17 protein-coding genes and 2 rRNA genes (1 of these 19 only partly in view) are annotated in these 24,226 nt (G+C 51.7%); 6 read left to right on the forward strand and 13 right to left on the reverse strand.

Annotation, left to right across the window (positions count from 1 at the left end):
* Position 1 precedes the first annotated feature (1 nt).
* Together SOJ49_RS12715 and SOJ49_RS12720 are read left to right on the forward strand one after the other, a co-directional pair.
* Positions 2-3,103: an efflux RND transporter permease subunit gene (locus tag SOJ49_RS12715; protein ID WP_369854876.1), complete on the forward strand. Its 3,102-nt coding sequence runs from the start codon at positions 2-4 to the stop codon at positions 3,101-3,103.
* A 209-nt stretch (positions 3,104-3,312) separates the two neighbouring features.
* The gene (locus tag SOJ49_RS12720) at positions 3,313-5,838 is read left to right on the forward strand and encodes an esterase-like activity of phytase family protein (RefSeq protein WP_369854877.1); all 2,526 of its coding nucleotides are present in this window, start codon (positions 3,313-3,315) and stop codon (positions 5,836-5,838) included.
* 255 nt (positions 5,839-6,093) lie between these two features.
* Here the strand turns inward: SOJ49_RS12720 and SOJ49_RS12725 are convergent, their stop codons facing one another.
* A complete protein-coding gene (locus SOJ49_RS12725; RefSeq protein ID WP_369854878.1) occupies positions 6,094-6,540 on the reverse strand; it encodes a hypothetical protein in 447 nt (148 codons plus the stop codon).
* A 110-nt stretch (positions 6,541-6,650) separates the two neighbouring features.
* On the opposite strand from SOJ49_RS12725, the gene SOJ49_RS12730 reads away from it, so the two are divergent.
* A complete protein-coding gene (locus SOJ49_RS12730; protein ID WP_369854879.1) occupies positions 6,651-6,965 on the forward strand; it encodes a hypothetical protein in 315 nt (104 codons plus the stop codon).
* A 114-nt stretch (positions 6,966-7,079) separates the two neighbouring features.
* Here SOJ49_RS12730 and SOJ49_RS12735 read toward each other — a convergent pair whose 3' ends face one another.
* Positions 7,080-8,477: a 2Fe-2S iron-sulfur cluster-binding protein gene (locus tag SOJ49_RS12735; protein ID WP_369854880.1), complete on the reverse strand. Its 1,398-nt coding sequence runs from the start codon at positions 8,475-8,477 to the stop codon at positions 7,080-7,082.
* 396 nt (positions 8,478-8,873) lie between these two features.
* A complete protein-coding gene (locus SOJ49_RS12740) occupies positions 8,874-9,995 on the reverse strand; it encodes a DNA alkylation repair protein (protein ID WP_369854881.1) in 1,122 nt (373 codons plus the stop codon).
* A 244-nt stretch (positions 9,996-10,239) separates the two neighbouring features.
* Here SOJ49_RS12740 and pgm point away from each other — a divergent pair, with 244 nt between their 5' ends.
* Positions 10,240-11,886, forward strand: coding sequence for a phosphoglucomutase (alpha-D-glucose-1,6-bisphosphate-dependent) (pgm, locus tag SOJ49_RS12745; RefSeq protein WP_369854882.1), 1,647 nt, complete (start codon positions 10,240-10,242; stop codon positions 11,884-11,886).
* Between the two features lie 55 nt (positions 11,887-11,941).
* Here the strand turns inward: pgm and cowN are convergent, their stop codons facing one another.
* The 3 genes from cowN to SOJ49_RS12760 form a co-directional block, all read right to left on the reverse strand.
* Positions 11,942-12,271, reverse strand: a complete 330-nt coding sequence (cowN, locus tag SOJ49_RS12750) for a N(2)-fixation sustaining protein CowN (RefSeq protein WP_369854883.1) — start codon at positions 12,269-12,271, stop codon at positions 11,942-11,944.
* A 137-nt stretch (positions 12,272-12,408) separates the two neighbouring features.
* On the reverse strand, positions 12,409-13,077 hold the full coding sequence (locus tag SOJ49_RS12755; RefSeq protein ID WP_369854884.1) for a Crp/Fnr family transcriptional regulator: 669 nt from the start codon (positions 13,075-13,077) through the stop codon (positions 12,409-12,411).
* Positions 13,058-14,221, reverse strand: a complete 1,164-nt coding sequence (locus SOJ49_RS12760; protein ID WP_369854885.1) for a PilT/PilU family type 4a pilus ATPase — start codon at positions 14,219-14,221, stop codon at positions 13,058-13,060. Before SOJ49_RS12760 ends, SOJ49_RS12755 begins: the two co-directional genes overlap by 20 nt.
* Before the next feature lie 297 nt (positions 14,222-14,518).
* Here SOJ49_RS12760 and SOJ49_RS12765 point away from each other — a divergent pair, with 297 nt between their 5' ends.
* Positions 14,519-14,824 (forward strand): antibiotic biosynthesis monooxygenase, encoded by a 306-nt coding sequence (locus tag SOJ49_RS12765; protein WP_369854886.1) that lies wholly within the window; start codon positions 14,519-14,521, stop codon positions 14,822-14,824.
* A 70-nt stretch (positions 14,825-14,894) separates the two neighbouring features.
* On the opposite strand, the gene SOJ49_RS12770 is transcribed toward SOJ49_RS12765, so the two are convergent.
* Positions 14,895-16,109 (reverse strand): ammonium transporter, encoded by a 1,215-nt coding sequence (locus SOJ49_RS12770; RefSeq protein WP_369858064.1) that lies wholly within the window; start codon positions 16,107-16,109, stop codon positions 14,895-14,897.
* Positions 16,110-16,574: 465 nt separating this feature from the next.
* A complete protein-coding gene (gene rlmKL / locus SOJ49_RS12775) occupies positions 16,575-18,788 on the reverse strand; it encodes a bifunctional 23S rRNA (guanine(2069)-N(7))-methyltransferase RlmK/23S rRNA (guanine(2445)-N(2))-methyltransferase RlmL (RefSeq protein ID WP_369854887.1) in 2,214 nt (737 codons plus the stop codon).
* 178 nt (positions 18,789-18,966) lie between these two features.
* On the opposite strand from rlmKL, the gene rmf reads away from it, so the two are divergent.
* A complete protein-coding gene (gene rmf / locus SOJ49_RS12780; RefSeq protein ID WP_369854888.1) occupies positions 18,967-19,164 on the forward strand; it encodes a ribosome modulation factor in 198 nt (65 codons plus the stop codon).
* A 144-nt stretch (positions 19,165-19,308) separates the two neighbouring features.
* On the opposite strand, the gene SOJ49_RS12785 is transcribed toward rmf, so the two are convergent.
* The 5 genes from SOJ49_RS12785 to SOJ49_RS12805 all read right to left on the reverse strand — a co-directional run.
* On the reverse strand, positions 19,309-20,331 hold the full coding sequence (locus SOJ49_RS12785) for a quinone-dependent dihydroorotate dehydrogenase (protein ID WP_369854889.1): 1,023 nt from the start codon (positions 20,329-20,331) through the stop codon (positions 19,309-19,311).
* Between the two features lie 102 nt (positions 20,332-20,433).
* The gene (locus tag SOJ49_RS12790; RefSeq protein ID WP_369854890.1) at positions 20,434-20,661 is read right to left on the reverse strand and encodes a DUF2835 domain-containing protein; all 228 of its coding nucleotides are present in this window, start codon (positions 20,659-20,661) and stop codon (positions 20,434-20,436) included.
* A gap of 339 nt (positions 20,662-21,000) precedes the next feature.
* A complete protein-coding gene (gene ung, locus SOJ49_RS12795; RefSeq protein WP_369854891.1) occupies positions 21,001-21,678 on the reverse strand; it encodes a uracil-DNA glycosylase in 678 nt (225 codons plus the stop codon).
* Positions 21,679-21,890: 212 nt separating this feature from the next.
* Positions 21,891-22,006 (reverse strand): 5S ribosomal RNA (gene rrf, locus SOJ49_RS12800).
* Between the two features lie 160 nt (positions 22,007-22,166).
* Positions 22,167-24,226, reverse strand: a 23S ribosomal RNA gene (locus SOJ49_RS12805) (it continues 826 nt past the right edge of the window).

The raw sequence follows: 24,226 nt of genomic DNA on the forward strand, positions 1-24,226 counted from the left end.
CATGTCACAACCCAACACCGTCAACCAACTTAATGCTGCCACTTATTTCATCAAGCACAGTACCACCAGCTGGATGCTGGTACTGATTCTGTTGGCAGGTGGCATCATCAGCTACCTCGGACTTGGCCGCCTTGAAGATCCGAAGTTCACCATCAAGGAAGCCATGGTCTACACCTACTACCCAGGTGCCAGCCCCTTGCAGGTAGAGGAAGAAGTCACTGCCAGGCTTGAAGACACCATCCAGTCCTTGCCTTACATCAAACACCTGGACTCCATCTCCAAAGCCGGACTGTCACAGATACACATTCAAGTTAAATCCGAATATCAGGGCGACACTCTGCCGCAAATATGGGACGAACTGCGGCGCAAGATCCACGACAAGACCAGCTCATTACCACCAGGTTCTGCCACTCCCATCGTGCTGGATAACTTTGGTGACGTCTTTGGTGTACTGCTGGCGTTAACTGGCGACGGTTTTGATTACAGCGAATTGTTCGACTATGCCGAGTACCTCAAACGCGAACTGATGACCCTGGAAGGTGTTTCCAATATCGAGATTGCCGGAGATCAACAACAACAGGTCTTTATTGATATTTCCCACGAACAAATGACCAACCTGGGTATTCCGCTGTCGCGTCTGTACCAGTTATTACAAACCCAGAACAGTGTCAGCAATGCCGGACACATCCGGGTTGGCAATGAATATATTCGTATCTACCCGACTGGTGAATTCCAGAGCGTTCAGGAGCTGGGCGACCTGCTGATCAGCACACCGGGCTCCGACAAACTGATTTATCTGAAAGACATTGCCCGTATTACGACCGGGGTTACCGAAAATCCGACCCACCTGGAGAACTATCAGGCGATACCCTCGCTACGCTTGGGTATCGCCTTTACCGACAGTGTTAATGTCATCGAAGTCGGCGCACAGGTTCGGGCCAAACTGGCAGAACTGGATAACAACCGTCCCCTCGGCATGGCGTTGCATACCATTTACGATCAGCCCGCTGAAGTCGATGCTTCATCGCAGAATTTTATTCTCAACCTCGCCATGGCCGTCGTCATTGTGATTGCCGTATTGCTGCTGTTTATGGGTGTCAGGGCAGGACTGATTATTGGTGCCATCCTGCTACTGACCATACTCGGCACTTTTATTGCCATGGCAACGTTTGGTATCAATCTGCATCGTATCTCCCTCGGGGCGCTGATTATTGCTTTGGGGATGCTGGTTGATAATGCGCTGGTTATTACCGAAGGCATTATGGTCGGCTTGCAACGTGGTCAGAGCCGGGTTCAGGCGGCTTTTGATATTGTAAAACAAACCCAGTGGCCATTACTGGGGGCTACCGTGATTGCCATCACCGCTTTCGCACCTATCGGACTGTCGCCGGATTCGGTGGGCGAGTTTGTCGGTTCGCTGTTTTATGTCCTGATGATTTCGCTGTTACTCAGCTGGGTAACGGCACTGACCCTGACCCCCTTCCTCTGCAATCTGTTATTTCGGGAGCAACTCAGTAACGCCAGCCCGGCTGAAAACGGCAGAACGAATTCGTCTGCCCCTTATCAAGGTGCCCTGTATAACGGTTACCGTGCCATCCTGGCGACCATGCTGCATCATCGTGGTGTATCCATGATACTGATGGTTACCTTGATGGTGATCGCCGTTATCGGCTTTAGTCAGGTCAAACGAGCGTTTTTTCCACCATCCAATACCCCCATTTTTCTGGCGGATATCTGGTTACCGGAAGGCAGCGATATCCTTGCAACTCAGAAGCAGGCCCGCAAACTGGAGCAATGGTTTCAGCAACAGCAAGGCGTGGAATTTACCTCGTCCACCGTTGGCCAAGGAGAAGTCCGGTTTATGCTGACCTACGCTCCAGAAAAGCAATATGCCGCTTTTGCCCAGGTGTTGATCCGTACGGAACAACGCGAGCAGATTCCGGCGCTGATCAGCAGTGCCCAACAATACACCGCCACCGATATGCCTAACGCGTTTGTCAAATTCCAGCGGCTGCAAATTGGTTCCAGTACTCCGGCCAAGATTGAAGCCCGTTTTTCCGGCCCGGATCAAACTGAACTGCGAATGCTGGCCGAGCAGGCAGAACAGATCCTGCGCACCGACCCGGCAGCCGATAACATCCGTCACAACTGGCGCGAACGAGTGAAAGTTATTCGTCCGCATCTGCAAGAAGAGGCAGCCCGGCGAGCAGGTATTTCCAAACAGGATCTCGACGACCTGCTGCAACTGAGTTTCTCCGGCAAACAGGTCGGACTGTACCGGGAAGGCACCCACCTAAAGCCCATGGTCTTGCGTCCACCGGAACAGGAACGCCTGAACGTCAACAACCTGATGGACTTGCAAATCTGGAGTCCGGTGTTTAACCGCTACATCCCGATTCAGCAAGTGGTCGATCGCTTTGATATTACCTTTGAAGATCCGTTGATCATGCGTCGCGACCGCAAACGTACCATCGAGGTTCTGGCCGACCCATCCTTTGCCTCAGCCCAAACTGCCGACGAATTGTTCCAGCGGATACGCCCCCAGCTGGAAGCCATTCCACTCCCCGCCGGATATCAACTGGAATGGGGCGGAGAGTACGAATCGTCCCGAGATGCGCAGGCCAACGTATTCGCCTCGCTGCCAATGGGCTACCTGATCATGTTTATCATCACCATACTGCTGTTTAACGAATTACGGGCAGCGCTGGTGATCTGGGCCTGTGTACCACTGGCCATTATTGGCGTCACTGCGGGTATGTTGCTGCTCAGGGCCGAGTTTGGCTTTATGGCGCTGCTGGGATTCCTCAGCCTATCCGGCATGATCGTCAAAAACGGCATCGTGCTGGTGGATCAGATTCAATTGGAAGACCGCAGCGGTAAAAATGGCTACGACGCTATCTTTGATGCCGCAGTCAGTCGCTTGCGCCCAGTCACCATGGCAGCGCTTACCACTATTTTGGGCATGGTGCCGCTGTTGACCGACCCCTTCTTCAACAGCATGGCAGTGGTCATCGCCTTTGGACTCGGCTTCGCCACGATACTGACACTGGGCGTCGTACCCGTCCTGTACAGTTACGCTCACAGAGTGAAAATTCCAGTCTGAGTGGATGGCAAACGACCCCTGTTTGTCGCTCAAATGCAATACGGGTTCCTGCAAACCGGAACCCGCGTTCGCTCCCTCCATTAACAAACCGGCTAGTGTCCCCTAACAGCCGACTCTGCCAATACAAACCATTGTCATCCTTGTGCAACACCCCTGACATTTAAGTTCCACATTATGTTGTCTCCAAAACAACAAGGTGAGATGGAACGATGCAACTATTGAAACTGGTTCAGGCAATTGCCCTGGCCACGCCGTTTATGCTGGCGGGCTGTGCTGGCGATGATGGTAAAAATGGCAAAGATGGTGCCCAGGGTGAAACTGGACAAAATGGTACAAACGGCTCTACCGGATCGGCAGGGACTGCTGGTCTGGTCAGCCTGATCAAGCAAACTGAACTGCCAGAGCTGAGCGCCAAATGCTACGCCGGTGGCCTACAGGTTGACTCCGGTATCGATCTGAACAGCGACGGCGCACTGGATGCCGACGAAATCACTGCAACCAGCTACCTGTGTAACGCCAACAAAGAGATGAACTTTGTTCGCATCGCGACGTTCCCGGTGTGTCAGCAGATTTCTGCTAGCTGTGATATCGATACCCAAACCGTGGCGGAAATCGTCGATTACAGCAAGGATGGCCTGACCCTGATCTACACCGACAGCCCAATGGAGCAGATCGGTTTTGTTGATATCAAGGATCCTGCCAACCCGGTAGCAGCAGGTACACTGGATGTCGGCGGAGAGCCAACGTCGGTGGCCGTAGTGGGCAACTATGCTCTGGTAGGGGTTAATACCTCGACAGACTTCGTTACACCTTCCGGTTCACTGACGGTCGTTGATATTGCGACCCAGACCATTGTTGCGACGATTGATATGGGCGGCCAGCCAGATTCTGTGGCTGTTAGCCACGACGGCATGTACGCCGCCGTTGCGATCGAAAACGAACGCGACGAAGACCTGGACGACGGTCAGATTGATGTTTCGCCACAATTGCCCGCCGGTTTCCTGATGGTGGTTGATACCAGCGATAGCGACCCGGCCAACTGGACAGCCACCCAGGTTGATATGACCGGGCTGGCGGATATTGCCCCCACCGACCCGGAACCAGAATACGTCGACATCAATGACAACAATATTGCCGTTGTCACCATGCAGGAAAACAACCATCTGGTACTGGTTGATCTGGCAACCGCCAGCGTCATTAACCACTTCAGCGCCGGCACGGTTGACCTCGACGGTGTTGACCTGACCGAAGAAGATCCTGCCATCATCTCCCAGACCGAATCAAAACTGGATGTTCCACGCGAACCAGACGGTGTTACCTGGGTGAACAATGAACTGTTTGTGACCGCTGACGAAGGCGACATGAACGGGGGCAGCCGTACCTTCACGGTATTCAATACCTCTGGTGATGTAGTTGAATCGCTGATGATGGATCAGGTCGTGGCCATGATCGGCCAATATCCCGACGGCCGTTCCGGCAACAAGGGTGCCGAGCTGGAAAATGCTGAATACGGCAAGTTTGGTGACAACGGCTTCCTGTTCGTCAACTCCGAGCGCGCCAGCCTGGTATTTGTCTTCGACATGGCCGACCCTGCCAATCCAGAGCTGTTCCAGGTACTGCCAGCCGCGATGGGGCCTGAAGGCGTCAAGGCGATTCCTTCCCGCAACCTGCTGGTGGCTGCCAGCGAAGAAGATGATCGTGGTGGCAAGTTCCGTGGCAGCCTGAACATCTACCGCCTGGCGCAGCAAGAAGATGCCTACCCAACCATTATTTCTGAAGAACGCGCCGATGGCTCGCCGATCCCATTCTCCGCCCTGTCCGGCTTGTCTGCCGATCCATCCAATGCTGACATGCTGTGGTCGCTGGAAGACAGCTTCTATGGCCAGAACCGCGTATTTGGTATCGATATCAGCACCAAGCCAGCCATGCTGACCACCGAAATAAAGCTGCTGGACAGCAATGATATTTTTGCCGCCGTCTCAACGTCAGGAGCTGCTATCGACGCCAACAGCTTCGACGATGCTGACCTGGCTGCCATGATCAATGACGACAAGTCGCTCAATATTGACGGCGAAGGTATTGCCGTTATGACCGATGGCAGCTTCTGGATTGCTTCCGAAGGCGCGGGCACCTTCAACGATGATGCCCGCGACATCACCAAGCTGAATTTTCTCTTCCATGCCGACTCTGCTGGCGTGATCTCTGACGTCGTTACCTTGCCGGATACCCTGAATGCAGTGCAGCTGCGTTTTGGTTTCGAAGGTGTCGCCGAATACGATGGCAAGCTGTATGTTGCCTTCCAGCGCGCCTGGAACAGCGAAGCCAACCCGCGTATTGGCATTTACGACCTCACGACCCAGAACTGGAGTTTTGTATTCTACCCACTGGATGCGGTTGAATCCCAGAATGGCGGCTGGGTCGGCTTGTCCGACATCACTTCACTGGGTGACGGCCGCTTCCTGGTGTTGGAGCGCGATAATCAGGGTGGCCCGGATGCCGCAATCAAGCGCCTGTACAAGATTGATATGACCAATATCAGCAGTGAAACTACCATCAGCAAGACGCTGGTACGTGACCTGATGGATGACCTGAAAGCCGCCGGTGGACTGGTACCTGAGAAGATCGAAGGGTCTGCCATGACCGCTTCTGGCGACGTCTACATTGTTAATGACAACGACGGTGTTGACGACAACAGCGGTGAGATCCAGCTGATCAATCTGGGTCAGCTGAATTAAACCGGTTCAAACCGCCCAAGCGGGCTTTGGCCCGCAAACATTGCCGCGAAGACATCGCATAAAAACGATAGGCATAAAAAAACCCGTGCTCTCCTGAGTACGGGTTTTTTATGACAATGCGGTTTTGCCCGGTTATCGGGTTCAACAATCATCAGAGATTGACATTTACTCTGATCCGCCTCCCCTCGGTTAGAACCTCACCTTTACTCCGTTCCTTGACGGGCATTGGCCTGATTCTCACCAGCGGTTCGAGTGCTAATAACGTCGCCCTCGATACAAACGTTTACCCTTACGACTATCCGACTCAGCATCTTTGTGGGTTACCGGCTCTTCGTAGGCAACGCCACGATAAGTTCTGTGTACCAGACTCTGTTCGCCTGCCTGCTGATCCGCATCCGTGGATCGAAGTTGTCGAAAGGCAACCCCTCGATACATTTCAACCCGTGCTTCAAAACCGTCCGGTACAATCTCCTGCTGCAATCGTAAAAAAGCCTTGCGTCCGGCAACAGGCTGAGCTTCCAGAAAGGCCACCGCCGCCTGAAATAATTCGTTCCTGCTACTCGATAACGCCTCCATTACCATCTGAAAAGCAGCTTCTGTATCTTGCCGCCATTTCACCCGATTACCGGTAATCACTTCATATTTTAATGCCAGCGCAAATAATGCTTTTTCCGCTGGTGTATCCATAGCTGCAGCGTTCACGCAGTCTCTCCTGAGTTATCTACCATCCTTTTTGAGCGGTGAATCCCTGTCTGAAAAACGCTCTACTACTCACTTCAGAAACGTTACTTTTTTGACAGCATTCCACCCCCTTGCCACAAAAAACGCCGGGAATCGAACCACCTGTTACGGCTATCGATAGCGATCACTGGTTCCCCCCGAGACAAAAACCCGGCGACATGTGCGCAGATGCAGGTTTAATGCATAACGCATTGAATGAACACCACCAGATATTCGAGCCACTGGTCGTGCTTCCCAACCACATCGGCCAGACTAACAAAGAGAACAAACAAGGGGGTGAAAAAATAAAGTTTGACTTAACAGCTAAAAAGATTTGGCCTTTTATGATCCACAAGCGGGGGATTAAAAAGAACACGGAAGCAGTCAATATGACTCGTATGAGATGACACGTACTTCGGTAGCGTTATCGATAGCGGTCTGACAACCGTTACAGATACTCATTTTATAATCTTACGGTAGCCGCTTGCTGACCGACAGCGCCTGCAGGCAGGCACGTTCCGTCAATACCCTTCCGGCCGGGTTTTGATAATATCGCGGCGAAAGTACTCTTCGTAGCTCATCCAGATGGTGATCAGCAAGCCGGGCATCTCATGATTTTTCAGGGTTTGTTCCATCAACAGCAGTTGATAATCAAAAATATCGTCGCTATGAACCATCCAGTGATGGGCATGGTCAGGCCTGTCTCCAAAAAAACTCGGCTCACCACTAAACACGCGCTGATAGAAGCTGAAAACCTTTTCCCTGGAACGACGCCGGGTGATGTTTTCAAAATAAGGGGACAAAATCGGATCAGCAAAAATCTGCAAGTAGAAGTCTGCCACGATGGTGGCAAGGCGATTATCTTCATTGAGCCAGGCCCAAAGCTCTGGTTGAGGGTCAGGGTAATCAGGCTGACACTCGTCATTCTCTGGCAAAGCCACCAGCGGTTGGCTTTCAAACGGATCAAACCGCATACGGCCTTCCGGAATCCCCAGCCGTAATAACTCATCGCGACTCTGATACACCGCGTCCGGGCTACCACATAAAAACCAGTAGGCATCGCAATAACGGCTGTTCAACGACGCCAGTGATGTAAACAGTTCACTGCGACTTTCAAGACCGGTGTATTGCATTGAGGCACTTGCTTGTATCTCACCCGCCAGATCCCAACTGTCCGATTCGCCATACAAGCCATTCTTACCGTGGGCGACATGGAGCAGGTGTCCACCCACAGCCGCTTCACCACCATCCAGTATTTGCTGGCTAATACCAGCCATTGGTGCCAATCCGGCACCAAAAGCCACCATCACCACCGTATTCATACCGTCTTCAAGGCAACAGTCACCATCCGCCAGACTGAGAGCAATGTCCGTACCCGCCGTCAACTCGTCCGTAATCCAGCGGCTGACATGGCCCTGATCATGACGACGAATATGAAACTCCAACGGCTGTCGGCGTTGCGGAGAGCAAGCCAGCGAATAAGGACGTGCCTGGCCATCTGAGTGGTAGAGCCAGACAAACTGCCCGGCCTTATAAATCACATCAACCGATGGCTGAACATGTAACTGTACAATGTCATCGGTCAACCAGCGCTTGCCAACCACCAGTCCGGTCACCGTCGTCCTTGCATAAACAGGGTTATCAGCCAGTCCAGGAGCAGGATCAAGCAGTTCGATGGAACCCTTGAGCCGTGTTTTACAAGGTAGAAAATGCCCGCTCGCCACCAGGTTAGGTGCCAGTGTTCCGGTTTTTAGCCGTTCCAGATCCGGGTCAAATGCCGTTGCCCTGATGATGCAGGCGTTACAGACACCTGCCCGGCAAGAATATTCGAGTTCAACCCCCTGACGCAGCAGGCCCGCCAGAATGGTTTCATCCTCTCGTAATTGAAAAATGCGCCCCTGATAACAAACCTCTGGCATGGCGTACTCGTTGTGCCCTATCTGACAGGGATAGTGATGAATAAACCGGAATAAGTGAACAATACACCATAAAAAACAGCGGTTTTCCATAACCCTGCTTATGACAATCTACGCTATTGCACCACTCCGCTATTCCATAATACTGGCTTAGTGACTTGCTGATGCACCACGGGGGCGCTCTCAATGATAGAACGCCCCTCGGAGCCTGTCGGACTTAGGCGTTCGTCGCGAGAGGAAGTCTGGCTTGAGCGTTTTTTGCGCAAAATTGAGGCGAATTCAGTTTTTCTGCAATAGGACAGCCCGAAGTCCGACAGGTCACGGCGAAAACGTGCTATTGGCAGACAGCGGATACAATCGAATCGTTAACCGGTCATGTTACTCACAGGGTTGTAGATGTTACGTGAGATGCAGCTCAAATTCCCCCAATGGCCAGGCTTTACCATTAACCAGCAGTTCAATACCATGCACACCCGGATAATGGCGACGGGTACTCTTGTCCGTTAGCGACAGTTTTTTGCTGAGCGTCACGATTTGGCCTGGCACCAGCGTCAGCTGTTTCAGCTTGAACACCTTGGCCGAGGTACGGCCACTGGCTTTGACATAGTGCACCCGAAAATCCACCATCAGCCGCAGCGGTTCACGGGCGGATTTCGGTAATGTCAGCGTTGCCTGCAATTCCACGTCCCCACCCATCGGCACAACCCCCGGTTGAACACGAGTCTGCTCCACCCGTACGGTTTGCTCACTGTCAAACCCGAGTACCGCCAGAGCAGCGACATCGCAGCGTTTAACCGCTGAACGTAACGCATGACGTACCACCCAGCGACGCTCTGCGGATGCATCCACCATCCAGCGACGACAGACGTCCACCAGCAATTCCGGGTGATCCTTGCCAATATCATTGAGGTTATTGGCAACCGAGCGCCGTACATAAAGCTCCGGGTCGTCTTTAAGCTCTTCCAGTAACGCCAGTACCGGCGTTGGATCGCGCTGAAATTCGGGCAACCGTCGCGCCCATGGCAAACGCGGTCGCGTTCCTTCCGATACCAGCCGTCGTACATGGTAATCCGGGTCTTCGCACCAGCGTCGCAAGCAGACCAGCGTCTCAGCCGGTCGTTGCTGAAGAAAGGTACGGATACTGAATTCGGCGGTAAAACGCCGAGTCAGTTGGTACTGGGCGGCCATTGACTCGTCAAAATGTTGCAGCCCGTACGATGCGACAAAGCAGGTATGCGGCAGGTAATAGAAAGCTGACATCGAAAAGCTGCGGGCGTCTTGCAATGGTACACCCACAGATTGCATCAAAATGGCAATCGCCTCACCATAATCCGCTGGCAGATACTGTTGCAATACATCGGCGATCTGCTGGCCTCTGGCCATCAGATCGAGTCCTTCATAGCCCACTGACACCTGTTTCATAAAAGCACGGGAGTCAAAGTCGGGCCAGACAGCGGTGATCTGTTGCGCCAATACATCGGCTACCTCCAGCCCATAACGATTTTTTAGCGGTTCAGCCACGGTGGTCTATTGCTCCTGCTGTGATTGTTTGTTTTCAGTCGCAGACAATCGGCTCAGCCATTGGCTCTTAATCAGTTTACGGCTGGATAGCGACACGGCATTTCCCCGGTAACACAACAGATTGTTGATAAGAAACGTCTTATTCAATGCCATGCAATCATGATAGCCAAGCAGAGAATTGCATCTGTCACAATTATCCAGCAGCATGACGACAGCATACTAACGAGAAGGAAGGATCGAAATTATGGCTATTCACCCGGATGCCGGAAAAGTCGCGCCACGCGCCAGCCTGGTTAACGTACCTGCCCTGATGGCAGCTTACTACCGCCAGCAACCAGACATCGTGAATAACCCGGAGCAAAAGGTTGCCTTTGGGACTTCTGGCCATCGTGGTTCCGCGTTTAACACCACGTTTAACGAAAACCATATTGCTGCCGTGTGTCAGGCTATTGCCGAATATCGGGCCGAAGCCGGTGTTAAAGGTCCCCTGTATCTGGGTAAAGACACTCATGCGCTCTCGGAAGCAGCCTTTGGTACAGCGATGGAAGTTCTGGTCGCCAACGATGTGCGCGTTCGTATTCAGGATGGCGATGGCTACACCCCGACACCGGTGATTTCACACGCCATCCTGACCCATAACCAGGATGCCGATGCCGACGATATGGCCGACGGCATCGTCATAACGCCCTCCCATAATCCTCCAGAAGACGGTGGCATCAAATACAACCCGGCCATGGGTGGCCCAGCCGATACCGATATCACCAGCTGGATTGCCAACCGCGCCAACGAGTTGTTAGCCAATGATCTGGACGAGGTTGAGTGGATACCGGCAGAAGATGCCAACGAAAGTAACCTGGTGGAAGACTTCGACTATATCAGCCACTACGTCAGCGACCTCGGCAACGTGGTGGATATGGCCGCAATTGCCAAGGCCGGTATCCGGATTGGGGTTGACCCCATGGGCGGCTCTGGTCTGCACTTCTGGAAGCCAATTGCGGAAAAATACAAGCTCGACATCACGGTCGTCAACGATGCCATTGACCCGACCTTCAGCTTTATGTCGCTGGACAAGGACGGCCGCATTCGTATGGACTGCTCCTCGCCGTACGCCATGACCAACCTGCTGGCCATGAAAGACCAGTTTGATATCTCTGTGGGTAACGACCCGGATTACGACCGTCACGGTATCGTCTGCCCCTCTTCTGGCCTGATGAATCCGAACGCCTACCTGGCCGTTGCCATTGAATATCTGGCCACTCACCGACCGGACTGGCCGCAGAATGTGAAATTCGGCAAGACGCTGGTGTCTTCCGCCATGATCGACCGGGTGGTCAATGGCCTCGGGCGTGAGCTGTGTGAAGTACCCGTCGGTTTCAAATGGTATGTGGAAGGCATGTTCAAGGGTGACATGGCCTTTGGCGGTGAAGAAAGCGCCGGGGCTTCGTTCTTGCGTAAGGATGGCAGCGTCTGGACGACCGACAAGGATGGCATCATCATGGCGCTGCTGGCGGCTGAAATCCTGGCCGTTACAGGGAAAGACCCGCAACAACTGTACGAAGAGCAAGTCGCCCGTTACGGCCGTCCCTACTACAAGCGTATCGATGTTCCCTGTGCCGCTGAGCAAAAAGCCGTATTGTCTTCACTGAGTGCGGACGCCGTTCAGGGCGATACTCTGGCAGGCGATGCCATCACCCGTATTCTCACCACGGCACCGGGTAACGGTGCTCCGATTGGTGGCCTCAAGGTAGAAACAGCCAACGGCTGGTTCGCGGCCCGCCCTTCCGGCACCGAGAATGTCTACAAAATCTATCTGGAAAGCTTTGTCTCTGAAGCCCATATCGATCTGCTGGAAGCCGATGCCAAAGCATTGGTCGATTCCGTTCTTGGCTAGTCTGCCCTGACGGCTAACGGCGGTTTGCCTCACAACCGCCGTTACTTTTCCGCCGTTAACAACACTCCTGTTCCAGCTGCCACAACAATGCCAGCGCCGCGTCGTCGTCACAGCTTTCAAGGTAACTGTACAAGCTGTTCATCTGCGCACCAATAAAATACAAATTATCCTGATTCATCGCGGCCTGCTGTTCGCGCTTTTGCTGGAAGTAGGTCTGCCAGCGCGTATCACCATCGCCCGTGGCCAAATGGTTTTCCAGCATGGCCAGCAGCCGATTGGCATTGCCATCGCAATCAATGCCGCAGAAACTCACATAACGATCAAGAGGATCCCGATCGATCTTATCAGTGGCGGTGGGCGTAGTATCGGATGCGCGGATATTCATAATATTCAACCTCATTATTGTGTTAGTCAGATAACAAGGTAATCGCTGTGCTTGCCTGATTCTGTCAGCCAGCTGACAGTGCGGAAACCAGGATCACGGATGCAGGCCTACGGAAAACAGTTTTACTGGGTAACTAATCAGGACACGCTTGCCAACTGTTGCAGCCGCAGCGTATCCAGTAGTGTTAAATGCTGACGATCCGGACGCGCCACAATGCCATCGCGGATCATCCGGTTTAGCAACGTCGACAAGGTCTGACGCGATGTACCCAACAGGCTGGCCAGCAGCTCCGTTTGACCGGTCAGTTCGATGGTCTGGCGCTGCTGCGTACTTTCTTCCAGCAACAGATAACGTGCCAATCGTGATTCCACCGAGCGAAATGCCAGGTCTTCGATCAGACTGGTCGCCTGCTGTAGCATCTGCCCCACTTCCCGCATGGCAGTAATGGCAATTTCCGGCGCCTCCACAATCAACAGGGTGAGCTGCTCGATCGGCCAGCTGGTAATGGTTGTGGGTTCAAGCGTTTCAACCCAGGCACGGGTATGTGTCACGTAAATACTGCCAGGCTTGAGACAGCCCAGCGTCAACTCCCGATGCTCCGCCGAGAGGCAAATACGGGCACTGCCACTGTTCAGCAGAAAGACCCGGTTATGGGTCATGCCCGGCCGGCAGATCATCTCACCGCTGTCGTAGCGATTCTGCCGCCCAGCAGGCAAGCGTTCCAACCAGTCTGAAGCGGAAGCATTGTGCCCTGCGCCATGACCAGGACAATGCGGTGGATGGCCATCAGAAATTTTCGTCACCATCCTCCAGCACCTTGTCTTCCATCAAACTGAATTCCATCATGGGCTTACCATCCGTCCCGATTTTCTCTTCATTCGCCATCGAACCACCGTTTTCGGCCAACTTGATCCGTAAGCGTAAATTATTCGCTGAATCAGCGTTTTTTAACGCGTCATCCAATGTAATACGCCCTTCGCGGTAGAGATTAAACATCGCGGCATCGAAGGTTTGCATCCCGAGGTTTTCAGACTTCTCCATGACTTCTTTAATGCTCGGGAAGTCGCCCCGCATAATCATATCTTCGATGGTTTTGGTGCCCAACATGACTTCTACCGCCGCACAGCGCTTACCATCCGAAGTAGGAATCAACCGCTGTGACACAAATGCCCTCAGGTTCTGCCCCAGCCCCATCAACAGCTGCGGACGACGTTCTTCCGGAAACATATTGATGATCCGCTCCAGCGCCTGGTTGGCGTTGTTGGCGTGCAGGGTAGAAATCGCCAGGTGACCGGTTTCTGCAAAGGCTAACGCATGTTCCATCGTTTCCCGATCCCGAATCTCACCAATCAAAATTACATCCGGGGCCTGGCGCAGGGTATTTTTAAGGGCGGCATGGAAACTTTTGGTATCGGTGCCGACTTCACGTTGATTAACAATACATTTTTTGTGCTTGTGGACAAATTCCACCGGGTCTTCGATGGTAATGATATGACCACCAGCGCTGGCATTCCGGTGATCAATCAAGGCTGCCAGCGAGGTCGACTTACCCGAACCAGTACCACCCACAAACAGGATCAGACCACGCTTGGACAACACCACGTCTTTCAGAATAGGCGGCAGCTTCAGCTTGTCGAGATTAGGAATTTCGGTGTTGATATTACGCGCCACAATCGACACTTCGTGGCGTTGTTTGAAAATATTGATCCGGAATCGGCCAGCACTGTTCGAAATCGCCAGATTCATTTCCATTTCTTCGGCAAATTCTTTTTTTTGTGCATCTGTCATCAGCGATTTGGCTATTTCTTCAACGTCACCGGGACCCAGCGGATCCTTCGACAATGGACGTAATTGCCCCTGAAATTTGGCACAAGGCGGTGCTCCGGTACTGAGGTACAAATCAGAACCATCTTTATGGGACAAAATATTCAGCCAGGCTTCCATACTCATAAAACGTTTATCTCCAGCTATCTATATATGAACGAACGTCTGGTCGCGATTAGCTTACTGCAGCTTGGTGACAGGCCGCGACTGTATTATGAGAGTCGGCGAAAATGTCAGCTCACCCACCTGTGAATGTGATCCAGTTCACAATCACAGATGGGTGATTCCCCTATCTCTCTGCCAGATTGTTACTGACATACCGCAACATAACGGCAGCTGTTGATCCAGCAACTATCAACGGTGTCACTCCAACAGGTATTATTTGAGAGATTCGCCTCCCTTTCACCGTCTCTGGAGAACACCATGTACATCGCCATGAACCGCTTTCGTATCAAACCCGGTTGTGAGCAGGATTTTATCGATATTTGGAAAAACCGCGAAACCTTCCTTGAAGAAGTACCCGGTTTTACTTCTTTTAACTTGCTGAAGGGTCCAACCACGACAGAGCAGGTCTTGTTTGCTTCCCATTCGGTGTGGGAATCCCAGCAGGCATTTGAAGACTGGACCAAGTCTGAAGCTTTCCGCAAGGCACACGCCAATGCCGGAGGCACACGTAAGGATATCTATATAGGGCCACCGCAGCTGGAGTGTTTTGAGGTGGTGCTATAACGTTTCTTAACATGACAGAACCCCAAAAGGCGCCGGAGCGCCTTTTTTGTCTGGTCGGCAACGGCAAATATCATCCATCGTCGCTGGTAGAGCCGATTTTGTGAATCGACAAATCCGCACCATTAAACTCTTCTTCTTCGGTCAGCCGCAGACCTGCCACAACCTTAACCAGACCATATACAATAAAGCCGCCGCCAACCGCCACCAGAACGCCAGCCAGCGAACCAATAACCTGGGCAGTAAAACTGACGCCTCCCAATCCACCCAGCGATTCCGCCCCGAAAACACCCGCCGCAATACCACCCCACAAACCACACAGACCATGTAAGGGCCATACACCAAGGACATCATCAAACTTGCTGAAACGGTTCTGGGCCAGAGTAAACACAAAGACAAACAATGCCCCGGCAACCCCACCAACCAATAACGAGCCGATCGGGTGCATAATATCCGAGCCAGCACATACCGCCACCAACCCCGCCAGCGGGCCATTGTGAATAAAGCCAGGGTCATTTTTACCGACGACCATGGCCACCAGGGTACCGCCAACCATCGCCATCAGACTGTTCACGGCCACCAAACCGGAAATACCGTCAATCGTCTGGGCTGACATCACATTAAAACCGAACCAACCCACAGTCAGAATCCAGGCGCCCAATGCCAAAAAAGGAATGTTGGATGGCGCAAACGCCACGACACGACCATTGCGGTAACGTCCATTACGCGAACCCAACAAGTAAACCGCAGCAAAGGCAATCCAGCCTCCCACACCATGCACAACGACAGAACCGGCAAAATCATGAAACGCGGCACCAAACTGACTCTCCAGCCAGTCTTGAAAGCCATAATTGCCATTCCAGATCATCCCTTCAAACACGGGATAGACAAATGCCACGGTCAAGCCAGACCCAATCAGGAACGGATAAAATTTGGCACGCTCGGCAATGCCACCCGAGATAATGGCAGGAATAGCCGCAGCAAAGGTCAGCAGAAAGAAAAACTTGACCAACTCATAGCCATTATTGACTGCCAGGGTATCTGCGCTGGCAAAGAAGTGATTACCGTAAGCAATTTGATAACCGATAAAAAAATATGCCAGCGTCGAGATACCAAAATCGGTAAGAATTTTAACCAGGGCATTTACCTGGTTTTTATGACGAACCGTCCCGACTTCGAGAAAAGCAAAACCCCCATGCATTAACAGCACCATAATGGCACCCAGCAAAATAAACAGCGTATTGGTACCAGACATCAGTGTTTCTACGGCACTGTTAACACCGTTCAAATCCAGATTCCCCACGAGAATTCCCCTAATCGTTTACTCAGGCATTGACCGATAGACGCTATCGAGTAATGGCACCAAAATGGCGCTTCATATATTCAGGGGGGTTAAAAAAGCAGGATTCATACCAAACTGTCAACTTTGCTACAAATTAAGCTAATAATTTGCTCTATTACAGAGCAAAGTGGAAACTATAGGCACCAGCACTGTGCGCAAATAATAAGTATTCAGTCTTTAAGTGAGGAAGTTAAGCTTTTTATAAGTGCCAAAGAAGACAAAAATGTCTCATTACCGTGCAAAAATAAGACAAAAGCATCGTATAGGTGCACAAAGAGGACAAAAACCTTGCGTCGAACAAACAGACAATAAACCTGAGATTCCCCTACAACATCTTGTCGGAGATCTTGTAGGGGCTGGATCGATGACAGCGGAGAGCGATTGATTCCTTCACCGTATGGCTACAAAAAACTACTCAGCCACCTGAATATGAAAGCAATGATGAATATTCGGACGACGTGAATAATCAAAAGGAACAGACCATTTACTGACATTGCGGATGCTGAGCCCACTCAACGCTTCTTCCTCGATGGCAAACTTGCGCAGATTGGTCGAAAAGATCAACGTTCCCCCCGGCTTAAGGCAAGCAACCGCCTGCTGAATCAACAGCACATGATCACGCTGGATATCCAGCACCCCTTCCATCCGTTTGGAGTTGGAGAAGGTCGGTGGATCCATGAAAATCAAGTCATACTGTTGTGAGCAGTCTGCCAGCCATTGCAGCGCATCAGCCTGCACAAATTCGTGTTTACTGGTATCAATGCCATTCAGATCGAAATTTTCCCGCCCCCAACCCAGATAGGTACGCGACATATCCACACTGGTGCACACAGCACCGGCTTCTGCAGCATGAACACTGGCAGTCGCGGTGTAACAGAACAGGTTCAGGAACGACATACCTGGCTGTGCTACAGCCCGCTTGGCTATTTCCAGACGGGTCGGGCGATGATCCAGAAACAGACCGGTATCGAGATAATCTTTCAGGTTCACCCAGACTTGCACTCGACCTTCCATGGTCGGAAAACGGTGCCGAATCAGGCCATCACTGGAACGTTTTTCATACTGCCGTTTGCCACTTTGACGTTCACGACGCTTGAGCACAATATGGTCAGCAGGAATACCTGTGACTTCAGGCAGCACCGCCAGCACATCCAGTAACCGTCGCTCGGCCTTAGCTTCCTCAATCGTTTTCGGTGGTACATATTCCTGTACATGTAACCATTCAGCTCCGCTCTGGCTAGTACCCTGCGGACCGGACACTTTGGCAGCATCAATGTACCAGTCGATGGCTACGGCGTATTCCGGCAAATCCTGATCGTACACCCGATAGGAGGATACCGACTCCCGTTTGGCCCATTTCTGTACCGGCTTGAGGTTTTTCTTCAGGCGATTGGCAAAGGCTTCCACCGGGCCACGAATCATCGACATTTTGGGGAGAGATGAGCGCTCATCGGCAGCGCCGAACACCAACAGCTTGGTTTCGATCTGGCCATTAACCAAATTATATTGCTTATCTAACGGTCGTCTTATAACCCGTGAAAGATCGGTATTAGCGGTGAATACCGCGAGTTTCCATTCCGGCATTTGCATGGTGGCATCGTGGAATTGCTGATACAGAGAAGCCAGTTGCGGCAACTCACTCAGACGTTCACCGTAAGGCGGGTTACAAATCACCATCCCCCCTTCTTCAATCACATCCTTGCTTACCCGTAACTGATCAATCGAACGATGCTCCAGATGAATATGAGCAGCCAGCCCAGAACGTGACAGGTTGGCCGTCGCCGCTTCCAACTGTCTGGCATCGATATCGAATCCATAAAAACGGCTGTTCATGGCCTCCAATCCAGCAGTACGCCGTAATCGTGCTTCATCGACCAGTGACAGCCACAGCTTGCGGTCGTGGCCGCGCCAGTGCTCAAAGCCATGCTGCTGACGATTCAGGCCAGGCGCAATATCTGCTGCCATCAATCCGGCCTCGATCAACAAGGTGCCCGAGCCGCACATGGGATCAACCAAGTGTTTGCCTGCCGCCGCCAGAGCTGGCCAACCGGCCCGTACCAGCAATGCTGCTGCCAGGGTTTCTTTTAACGGTGCCAGGCCAGGCTGCAAACGGTAACCACGGCGATGCATACCTGAACCACTAAAGTTGTAATATAAGGCCAGTTTGCCTTTACGCAGCTGAGCTTCAATCCTCACATCAGCGTTTTTATCCACGTTGGGACGGGTGCCAGTATCCAGACGAAAGCGGTCAACAATGGCGTCCTTGATTTTCTGGGCACCAAACTGGGTGTTATTAATGAAATCCGTTCGGCCATGGAAGTCGATTCTGAAGGTCGATGACGGCGAAAAAACTTGCGTCCAATCAACTTGGCGCGTTTCTTCATATACTTGGTCGACATTGCTAACCTGACTTTCATGCACTGGTAACAGTATTCGGCTAGCCAGTCGAGACCATAAACAAACTCGATAAGCCGTCTCCAGATCTGCTTTCCAATGCACCCCCAGATGGGTTTCTCGCTCCACCTCCCCACCCAACTCATTGATTTCATTGGATAAGATGGATTCAATTCCTTTACTGCAACTGGCCAGCCAGTGATAGATGGTAGATGAGTCTAAATTTTGCATAGTCAGGTTGGCCTATTCTTTCAAATAGCGTATAGCTACAAGAGGTTGTCATTTTATAGAAATAAATTCGTTAACAGACCGACCGTCAACGCGCTACAACTGTAGATGTCGCTGAGGGGGATCGTCTTGAACTGAACGACCAGCAGCGATATTTGTTTAATAAGCGAGGATGCATCGTATGAAAAAACAGAAACGCGATCTGCAAGAACGAGCTTTTTCCCGCGGCTATCGTGCCGGTATTGAACGTCGATCCAAAGATCTGGCTCCGCCAGAAGGAGCGATGAGGGATGCCTGGTTGTCCGGTTGGCGCTCTGGTCGCTCAGATCACTGGGATGGTTATACAGGCGTTTCTGGTATTCATCGTATGGTCGTTTGACCACTTAACACCCCGAATTCCTGGCCATATGTGGCCCACCCTTTTATCCTAAGCCTCCTCACCAGGGAGGTCAGGCCCCGCAAGCGGGGCCTTCTTTTTCCGGACAACCTCTACAGGCTATTTACTAGGTACCTGAAAACAAGTCTAACGATTGTTCGCTACTGCCTCAACGGCTTCACGAATCAACTCTGGACCACGATAAATAAAGCCACTGTAAATCTGCACCAGCTGGGCACCCGCTTTAATCTTGTCAATGGCACCTGCGCCATCGGTAATACCACCAACACCAATCACTGGAATACGACCAGCAAGTGCTTTAGTCAGATTCTCCAGCACTTCGGTGGCTTTTTCTTCCAGCGGAGCACCACTCAATCCACCTTGCTCGTTGGAGTGTCTACAACCTTCAACACCGGTACGATCCAAAGTGGTGTTGGTGGCAATCACACCATCCATACCACAATCCACTAATGCGTTTGCGACCAGTGCCACTTCGTCGGTATTCATGTCTGGTGCAATTTTGACAAAGATTGGCTTGTAACCAAAGGATTCTGCCAACGCCGTTTGCTTCACTTTGAGCGGCTGCAGCAGTTCTTTCAAGGCATCACCATACTGTAAGGTCCGAAGCCCAGGTGTATTGGGAGAGGAAATATTCACAGTAATATAAGAGGCGTACGGATACACTTTTTCCAGACAGATCAGATAATCATCGACTGCATTTTCTACTGGCGTATCAAAGTTTTTGCCGATATTGATACCCAGTATCCCGCGGTAACGGGCAGCCTTGACCCGTTCAATCAGGTAATCCACGCCTTTGTTGTTAAATCCCATACGGTTAATGATCGCCTGACGCTCGGGTATACGGAACAGGCGAGGCTGTAAATTTCCAGGTTGCGAGCGAGGAGTGGTCGTACCAATCTCAATAAAACCAAAGCCAAGTCGCGCCAAGGCATCAATATAATCGCCATTTTTGTCCAGGCCTGCGGCCAAACCAACCGGATTAGGAAATTCAATACCCGCCACGGTAACAGGTTCATCCTTCACTTCTGGCACTAACCACGACAATATTCGTAGTCTCTCGGCCGCGCCCAGTAAATCCAGACTGAGTTCGTGAGCGGTTTCAGCACTAAGACTGAACAATAATGGGCGGAAGGTGCTGTACCAATCCATATAAAACCTCGTAGACAAATCTCAACGCGAGTCAAAACCAAGCCGCCAGCCGCTTTGGATAACGGATCAGGGCTTCCCTGAGAAGTTGGTAAATGGGCGTAATTATACGCCAGGCAGCTCGACAATGCGCTGGAACTTGCCTTCGTCATCCGTATCAATAGCAAACTGACCGTGAATACCATCATGGCGAATCACATGGCGCAGCACACCGGCAGGAAAACGTATCATTCGACCATCCAAAGCTCGTGCTTGTACCACATGGACAGAACCCGAGTAGTATCGCTGATAATCATCAGCAGAGAGATGAAGGTCTAATACAATTCTTGGCATAAAATACAACAGCCGACAGATAGGATTAAAGAATGTAATACTACTTAAAATAGAGTAAACGACAAACTGGGGATTTTGAATTGCCAGGGGGGCGTTCTCAATGATTAAACCGAGCCGGCTGAGAGCCAGCTAGTTTCAGAACAAGGCATGAGGAGCGCGGTTTAGCGAGCTAAACAAGTGACGAATAACGCCGTACTGGACGCCTCAGCCCGAAGGGTCAGGGTCAATATCCCGCCATACGGTATTATTGGACTTGAAAAGGACGCGTCATTCTCGGCGTCCAACGCCTTGCCTTACAGGCCGTGTCAAATAATTGAGAATGCCCACTAGGCATTCGACCTATAAGACCCAGTTAATAGGCAGCTGCCCTTGCTGACTCAGATACTGATTGATCGTCGAAAACTGTCTCTGACCAAAAAATCCCCGATGTGCGGATAGCGGTGATGGATGCACTGATTTCAACACCAGATGTTTATTCTGATCAATCATGGCACCTTTCTTCTGCGCATAACTACCCCAAAGTACAAATACCAGTCCCTCGCGCCGTTCATTCAGTATTCGAATGGCTGCATCGGTAAACTGCTCCCAGCCTTTTTTCTGATGAGAGCCAGCACTGGCTTGCTCAACCGTCAGAGTGGCATTCAACAACAAAACACCCTGATCTGCCCAAGGTGTCAAATCACCGCTGCCACTCATCGGAATGCCGAGGTCGGCCTCGACCTCTTTGAAAATATTCACCAGTGACGGTGGTAAACGAATACCGTTTTGTACCGAAAAGCTCAGACCATGGGCCTGGCCGGGGCCATGGTAAGGATCCTGTCCGATAATCACCACGCGTACTTGATCAAATGGAGTGTGATTAAACGCATTAAAAATAAGCGGTCCCGGCGGGTAGATGATTTTTCCAGCAGCTTTTTCTGCTTTTAAAAACACCCGTAACTGTCGCATATAAGGTTGCTCCAGCTCATCGCCGAGAACCTGCTGCCAGGATGGGTGAAGGGCGCCAGCTTTAGGCATAAAAAGCCTTATATCAAAAAAGAATCAGGCCCCAAATTATAGCCTGCTCCTATCGACAAACCCAGTCCCGTGATAAAAAACCAGCGCCGATAGAGATTACTTCATTCAGTAACAATCTTGGGCAAGTATCCTGACATCAAAAAGCGACTTTCAGTAAGGCATAACGTAAAAAACCCCGCCCTGCAGCGCAGGACGGGGTGTTCTATTTAAGAGCTTGACGATGACCTACTCTCACATGGGGAGACCCCACACTACCATCGGCGATGCTGCGTTTCACTTCTGAGTTCGGGATGGATTCAGGTGGTTCCACAGCTCTATTGTCGTCAAGCAAACTGTTATGGTGTTGTCTGTCTGAAGGGGATCGGTCGATCGACCCGGCAGAGTTTCACCAAATAGGGTTGGATACATGAGTTTTTTGAGAGATTCTTTGTAGAGGCAGCAGTTGCCTGGTGTTTCCGTCTGTTATAACAGCCCGGTTTGGGTGTTATATGGTCAAGCCTCACGGGCAATTAGTATCAGTTAGCTCAACGCCTCGCAACGCTTACACACCTGACCTATCAACCTGGTGGTCTTCCAGGGCCCTACAGGGAACTCAAGGTTCCAGTGAGATCTCATCTTGAAGGAGGCTTCACGCTTAGATGCTTTCAGCGTTTATCCCGTCCGAACGTAGCTACCCGGCAATGCATCTGGCGATACAACCGGAACACCAGAGGTTCGTCCACTCCGGTCCTCTCGTACTAGGAGCAGCTCTTCTCAAATCTCAAACGCCCACGGCAGATAGGGACCGAACTGTCTCACGACGTTCTAAACCCAGCTCGCGTACCACTTTAAATGGCGAACAGCCATACCCTTGGGACCGGCTTCAGCCCCAGGATGTGATGAGCCGACATCGAGGTGCCAAACACCGCCGTCGATGTGAACTCTTGGGCGGTATCAGCCTGTTATCCCCGGAGTACCTTTTATCCGTTGAGCGATGGCCCTTCCATACAGAACCACCGGATCACTATGACCTACTTTCGTACCTGCTCGACGTGTCTGTCTCGCAGTTAAGCCGGCTTGTGCCATTACACTAACCTCCTGATGTCCGACCAGGATTAGCCGACCTTCGTGCTCCTCCGTTACTCTTTGGGAGGAGACCGCCCCAGTCAAACTACCCACCACACAGTGTCCTCGATCCAGATAATGGACCTGAGTTAGAACCCCAAATTGACCAGGCTGGTATTTCAAGATTGGCTCCACGACAACTAGCGTCATCGCTTCAAAGCCTCCCAGCTATCCTACACAAGCCAATTCAAAGTTCACTGTGAAGCTGTAGTAAAGGTTCACGGGGTCTTTCCGTCTAGCCGCGGGTATACGGCATCTTAACCGCAATTTCAATTTCACTGAGTCTCGGGTGGAGACAGTGTGACCATCATTACGCCATTCGTGCAGGTCGGAACTTACCCGACAAGGAATTTCGCTACCTTAGGACCGTTATAGTTACGGCCGCCGTTTACCGGGGCTTCGATCAAGAGCTTCTCGTGAGATAACCCCATCAATTAACCTTCCGGCACCGGGCAGGCGTCACACCCTATACGTCCACTTTCGTGTTTGCAGAGTGCTGTGTTTTTAATAAACAGTTGCAGCCACCTGGTATCTTCGACCGGTCTCAGCTTACGGAGCAAGTCCTTCACCAAAACCGGCGCACCTTCTCCCGAAGTTACGGTGCCATTTTGCCTAGTTCCTTCACCCGAGTTCTCTCAAGCGCCTTGGTATTCTCTACCTACCCACCTGTGTCGGTTTAGAGTACGGTTCATTTGTAGCTGAAGCTTAGAGGCTTTTCTTGGAAGCATGGCATCGACCACTTCGGACTCCGTAGAGTCACCGTTATCGCTTCTCGGCATTAAGATCCCGGATTTGCCTAAGATCTCTGCCTACCAGCTTAAACACGGACAACCAACGCCGTGCTGGCCTAGCCTTCTCCGTCCCCCCATCGCACTACAAACAAGTACAGGAATATTAACCTGTTTCCCATCGACTACGCTCTTCAGCCTCGCCTTAGGGGCCGACTAACCCTGCCCCGATTAACGTTGGACAGGAACCCTTGGGTTTCCGGCGGGGGAGTTTTTCACTCCCCTTGTCGTTACTTATGTCAGCATTCGCACTTCTGATACCTCCAGCCTGGTTCACACCTTGACCTTCAACGGCTTACAGAACGCTCCTCTACCATGCGTATAAATACGCATCCGTAGCTTCGGTGTACAGTTTGAGCCCCGTTATATCTTCCGCGCAGGCCGACTCGACTAGTGAGCTATTACGCTTTCTTTAAAGGGTGGCTGCTTCTAAGCCAACCTCCTAGCTGTCTGGGCCTTCCCACATCGTTTCCCACTTAACTGTAACTTTGGGACCTTAGCTGACGGTCTGGGTTGTTTCCCTTTTCACGACGGACGTTAGCACCCGCCGTGTGTCTCCCATGATTGAACTCACCGGTATTCGGAGTTTGCAAAGGGTTGGTAAGTCGGGATGACCCCCTAGCCTTAACAGTGCTCTACCCCCGGTGGTTATACAT

Origin of the sequence: Candidatus Thalassolituus haligoni (genome assembly GCF_041222825.1) — a bacterium.
Lineage (GTDB): Bacteria > Pseudomonadota > Gammaproteobacteria > Pseudomonadales > Oceanobacteraceae > Oceanobacter > Oceanobacter antarcticus.

Coding starts and splice junctions, on each gene's coding strand:
- SOJ49_RS12720 (WP_369854877.1), top strand. CDS start 3,313: ATGCAACTATTGAAACTGGTTCAGGCAATTGCCCTGGCCACGCCGTTT.
- rlmKL (WP_369854887.1), bottom strand. CDS start 18,788: ATGCAAAATTTAGACTCATCTACCATCTATCACTGGCTGGCCAGTTGC.
- ung (WP_369854891.1), bottom strand. CDS start 21,678: ATGCCTAAAGCTGGCGCCCTTCACCCATCCTGGCAGCAGGTTCTCGGC.
- SOJ49_RS12755 (WP_369854884.1), bottom strand. CDS start 13,077: ATGGTGACGAAAATTTCTGATGGCCATCCACCGCATTGTCCTGGTCAT.
- cowN (WP_369854883.1), bottom strand. CDS start 12,271: ATGAATATCCGCGCATCCGATACTACGCCCACCGCCACTGATAAGATC.
- rmf (WP_369854888.1), top strand. CDS start 18,967: ATGAAAAAACAGAAACGCGATCTGCAAGAACGAGCTTTTTCCCGCGGC.
- SOJ49_RS12735 (WP_369854880.1), bottom strand. CDS start 8,477: ATGCCAGAGGTTTGTTATCAGGGGCGCATTTTTCAATTACGAGAGGAT.
- SOJ49_RS12765 (WP_369854886.1), top strand. CDS start 14,519: ATGTACATCGCCATGAACCGCTTTCGTATCAAACCCGGTTGTGAGCAG.
- SOJ49_RS12790 (WP_369854890.1), bottom strand. CDS start 20,661: ATGCCAAGAATTGTATTAGACCTTCATCTCTCTGCTGATGATTATCAG.
- SOJ49_RS12760 (WP_369854885.1), bottom strand. CDS start 14,221: ATGAGTATGGAAGCCTGGCTGAATATTTTGTCCCATAAAGATGGTTCT.
- pgm (WP_369854882.1), top strand. CDS start 10,240: ATGGCTATTCACCCGGATGCCGGAAAAGTCGCGCCACGCGCCAGCCTG.
- SOJ49_RS12715 (WP_369854876.1), top strand. CDS start 2: ATGTCACAACCCAACACCGTCAACCAACTTAATGCTGCCACTTATTTC.
- SOJ49_RS12785 (WP_369854889.1), bottom strand. CDS start 20,331: ATGGATTGGTACAGCACCTTCCGCCCATTATTGTTCAGTCTTAGTGCT.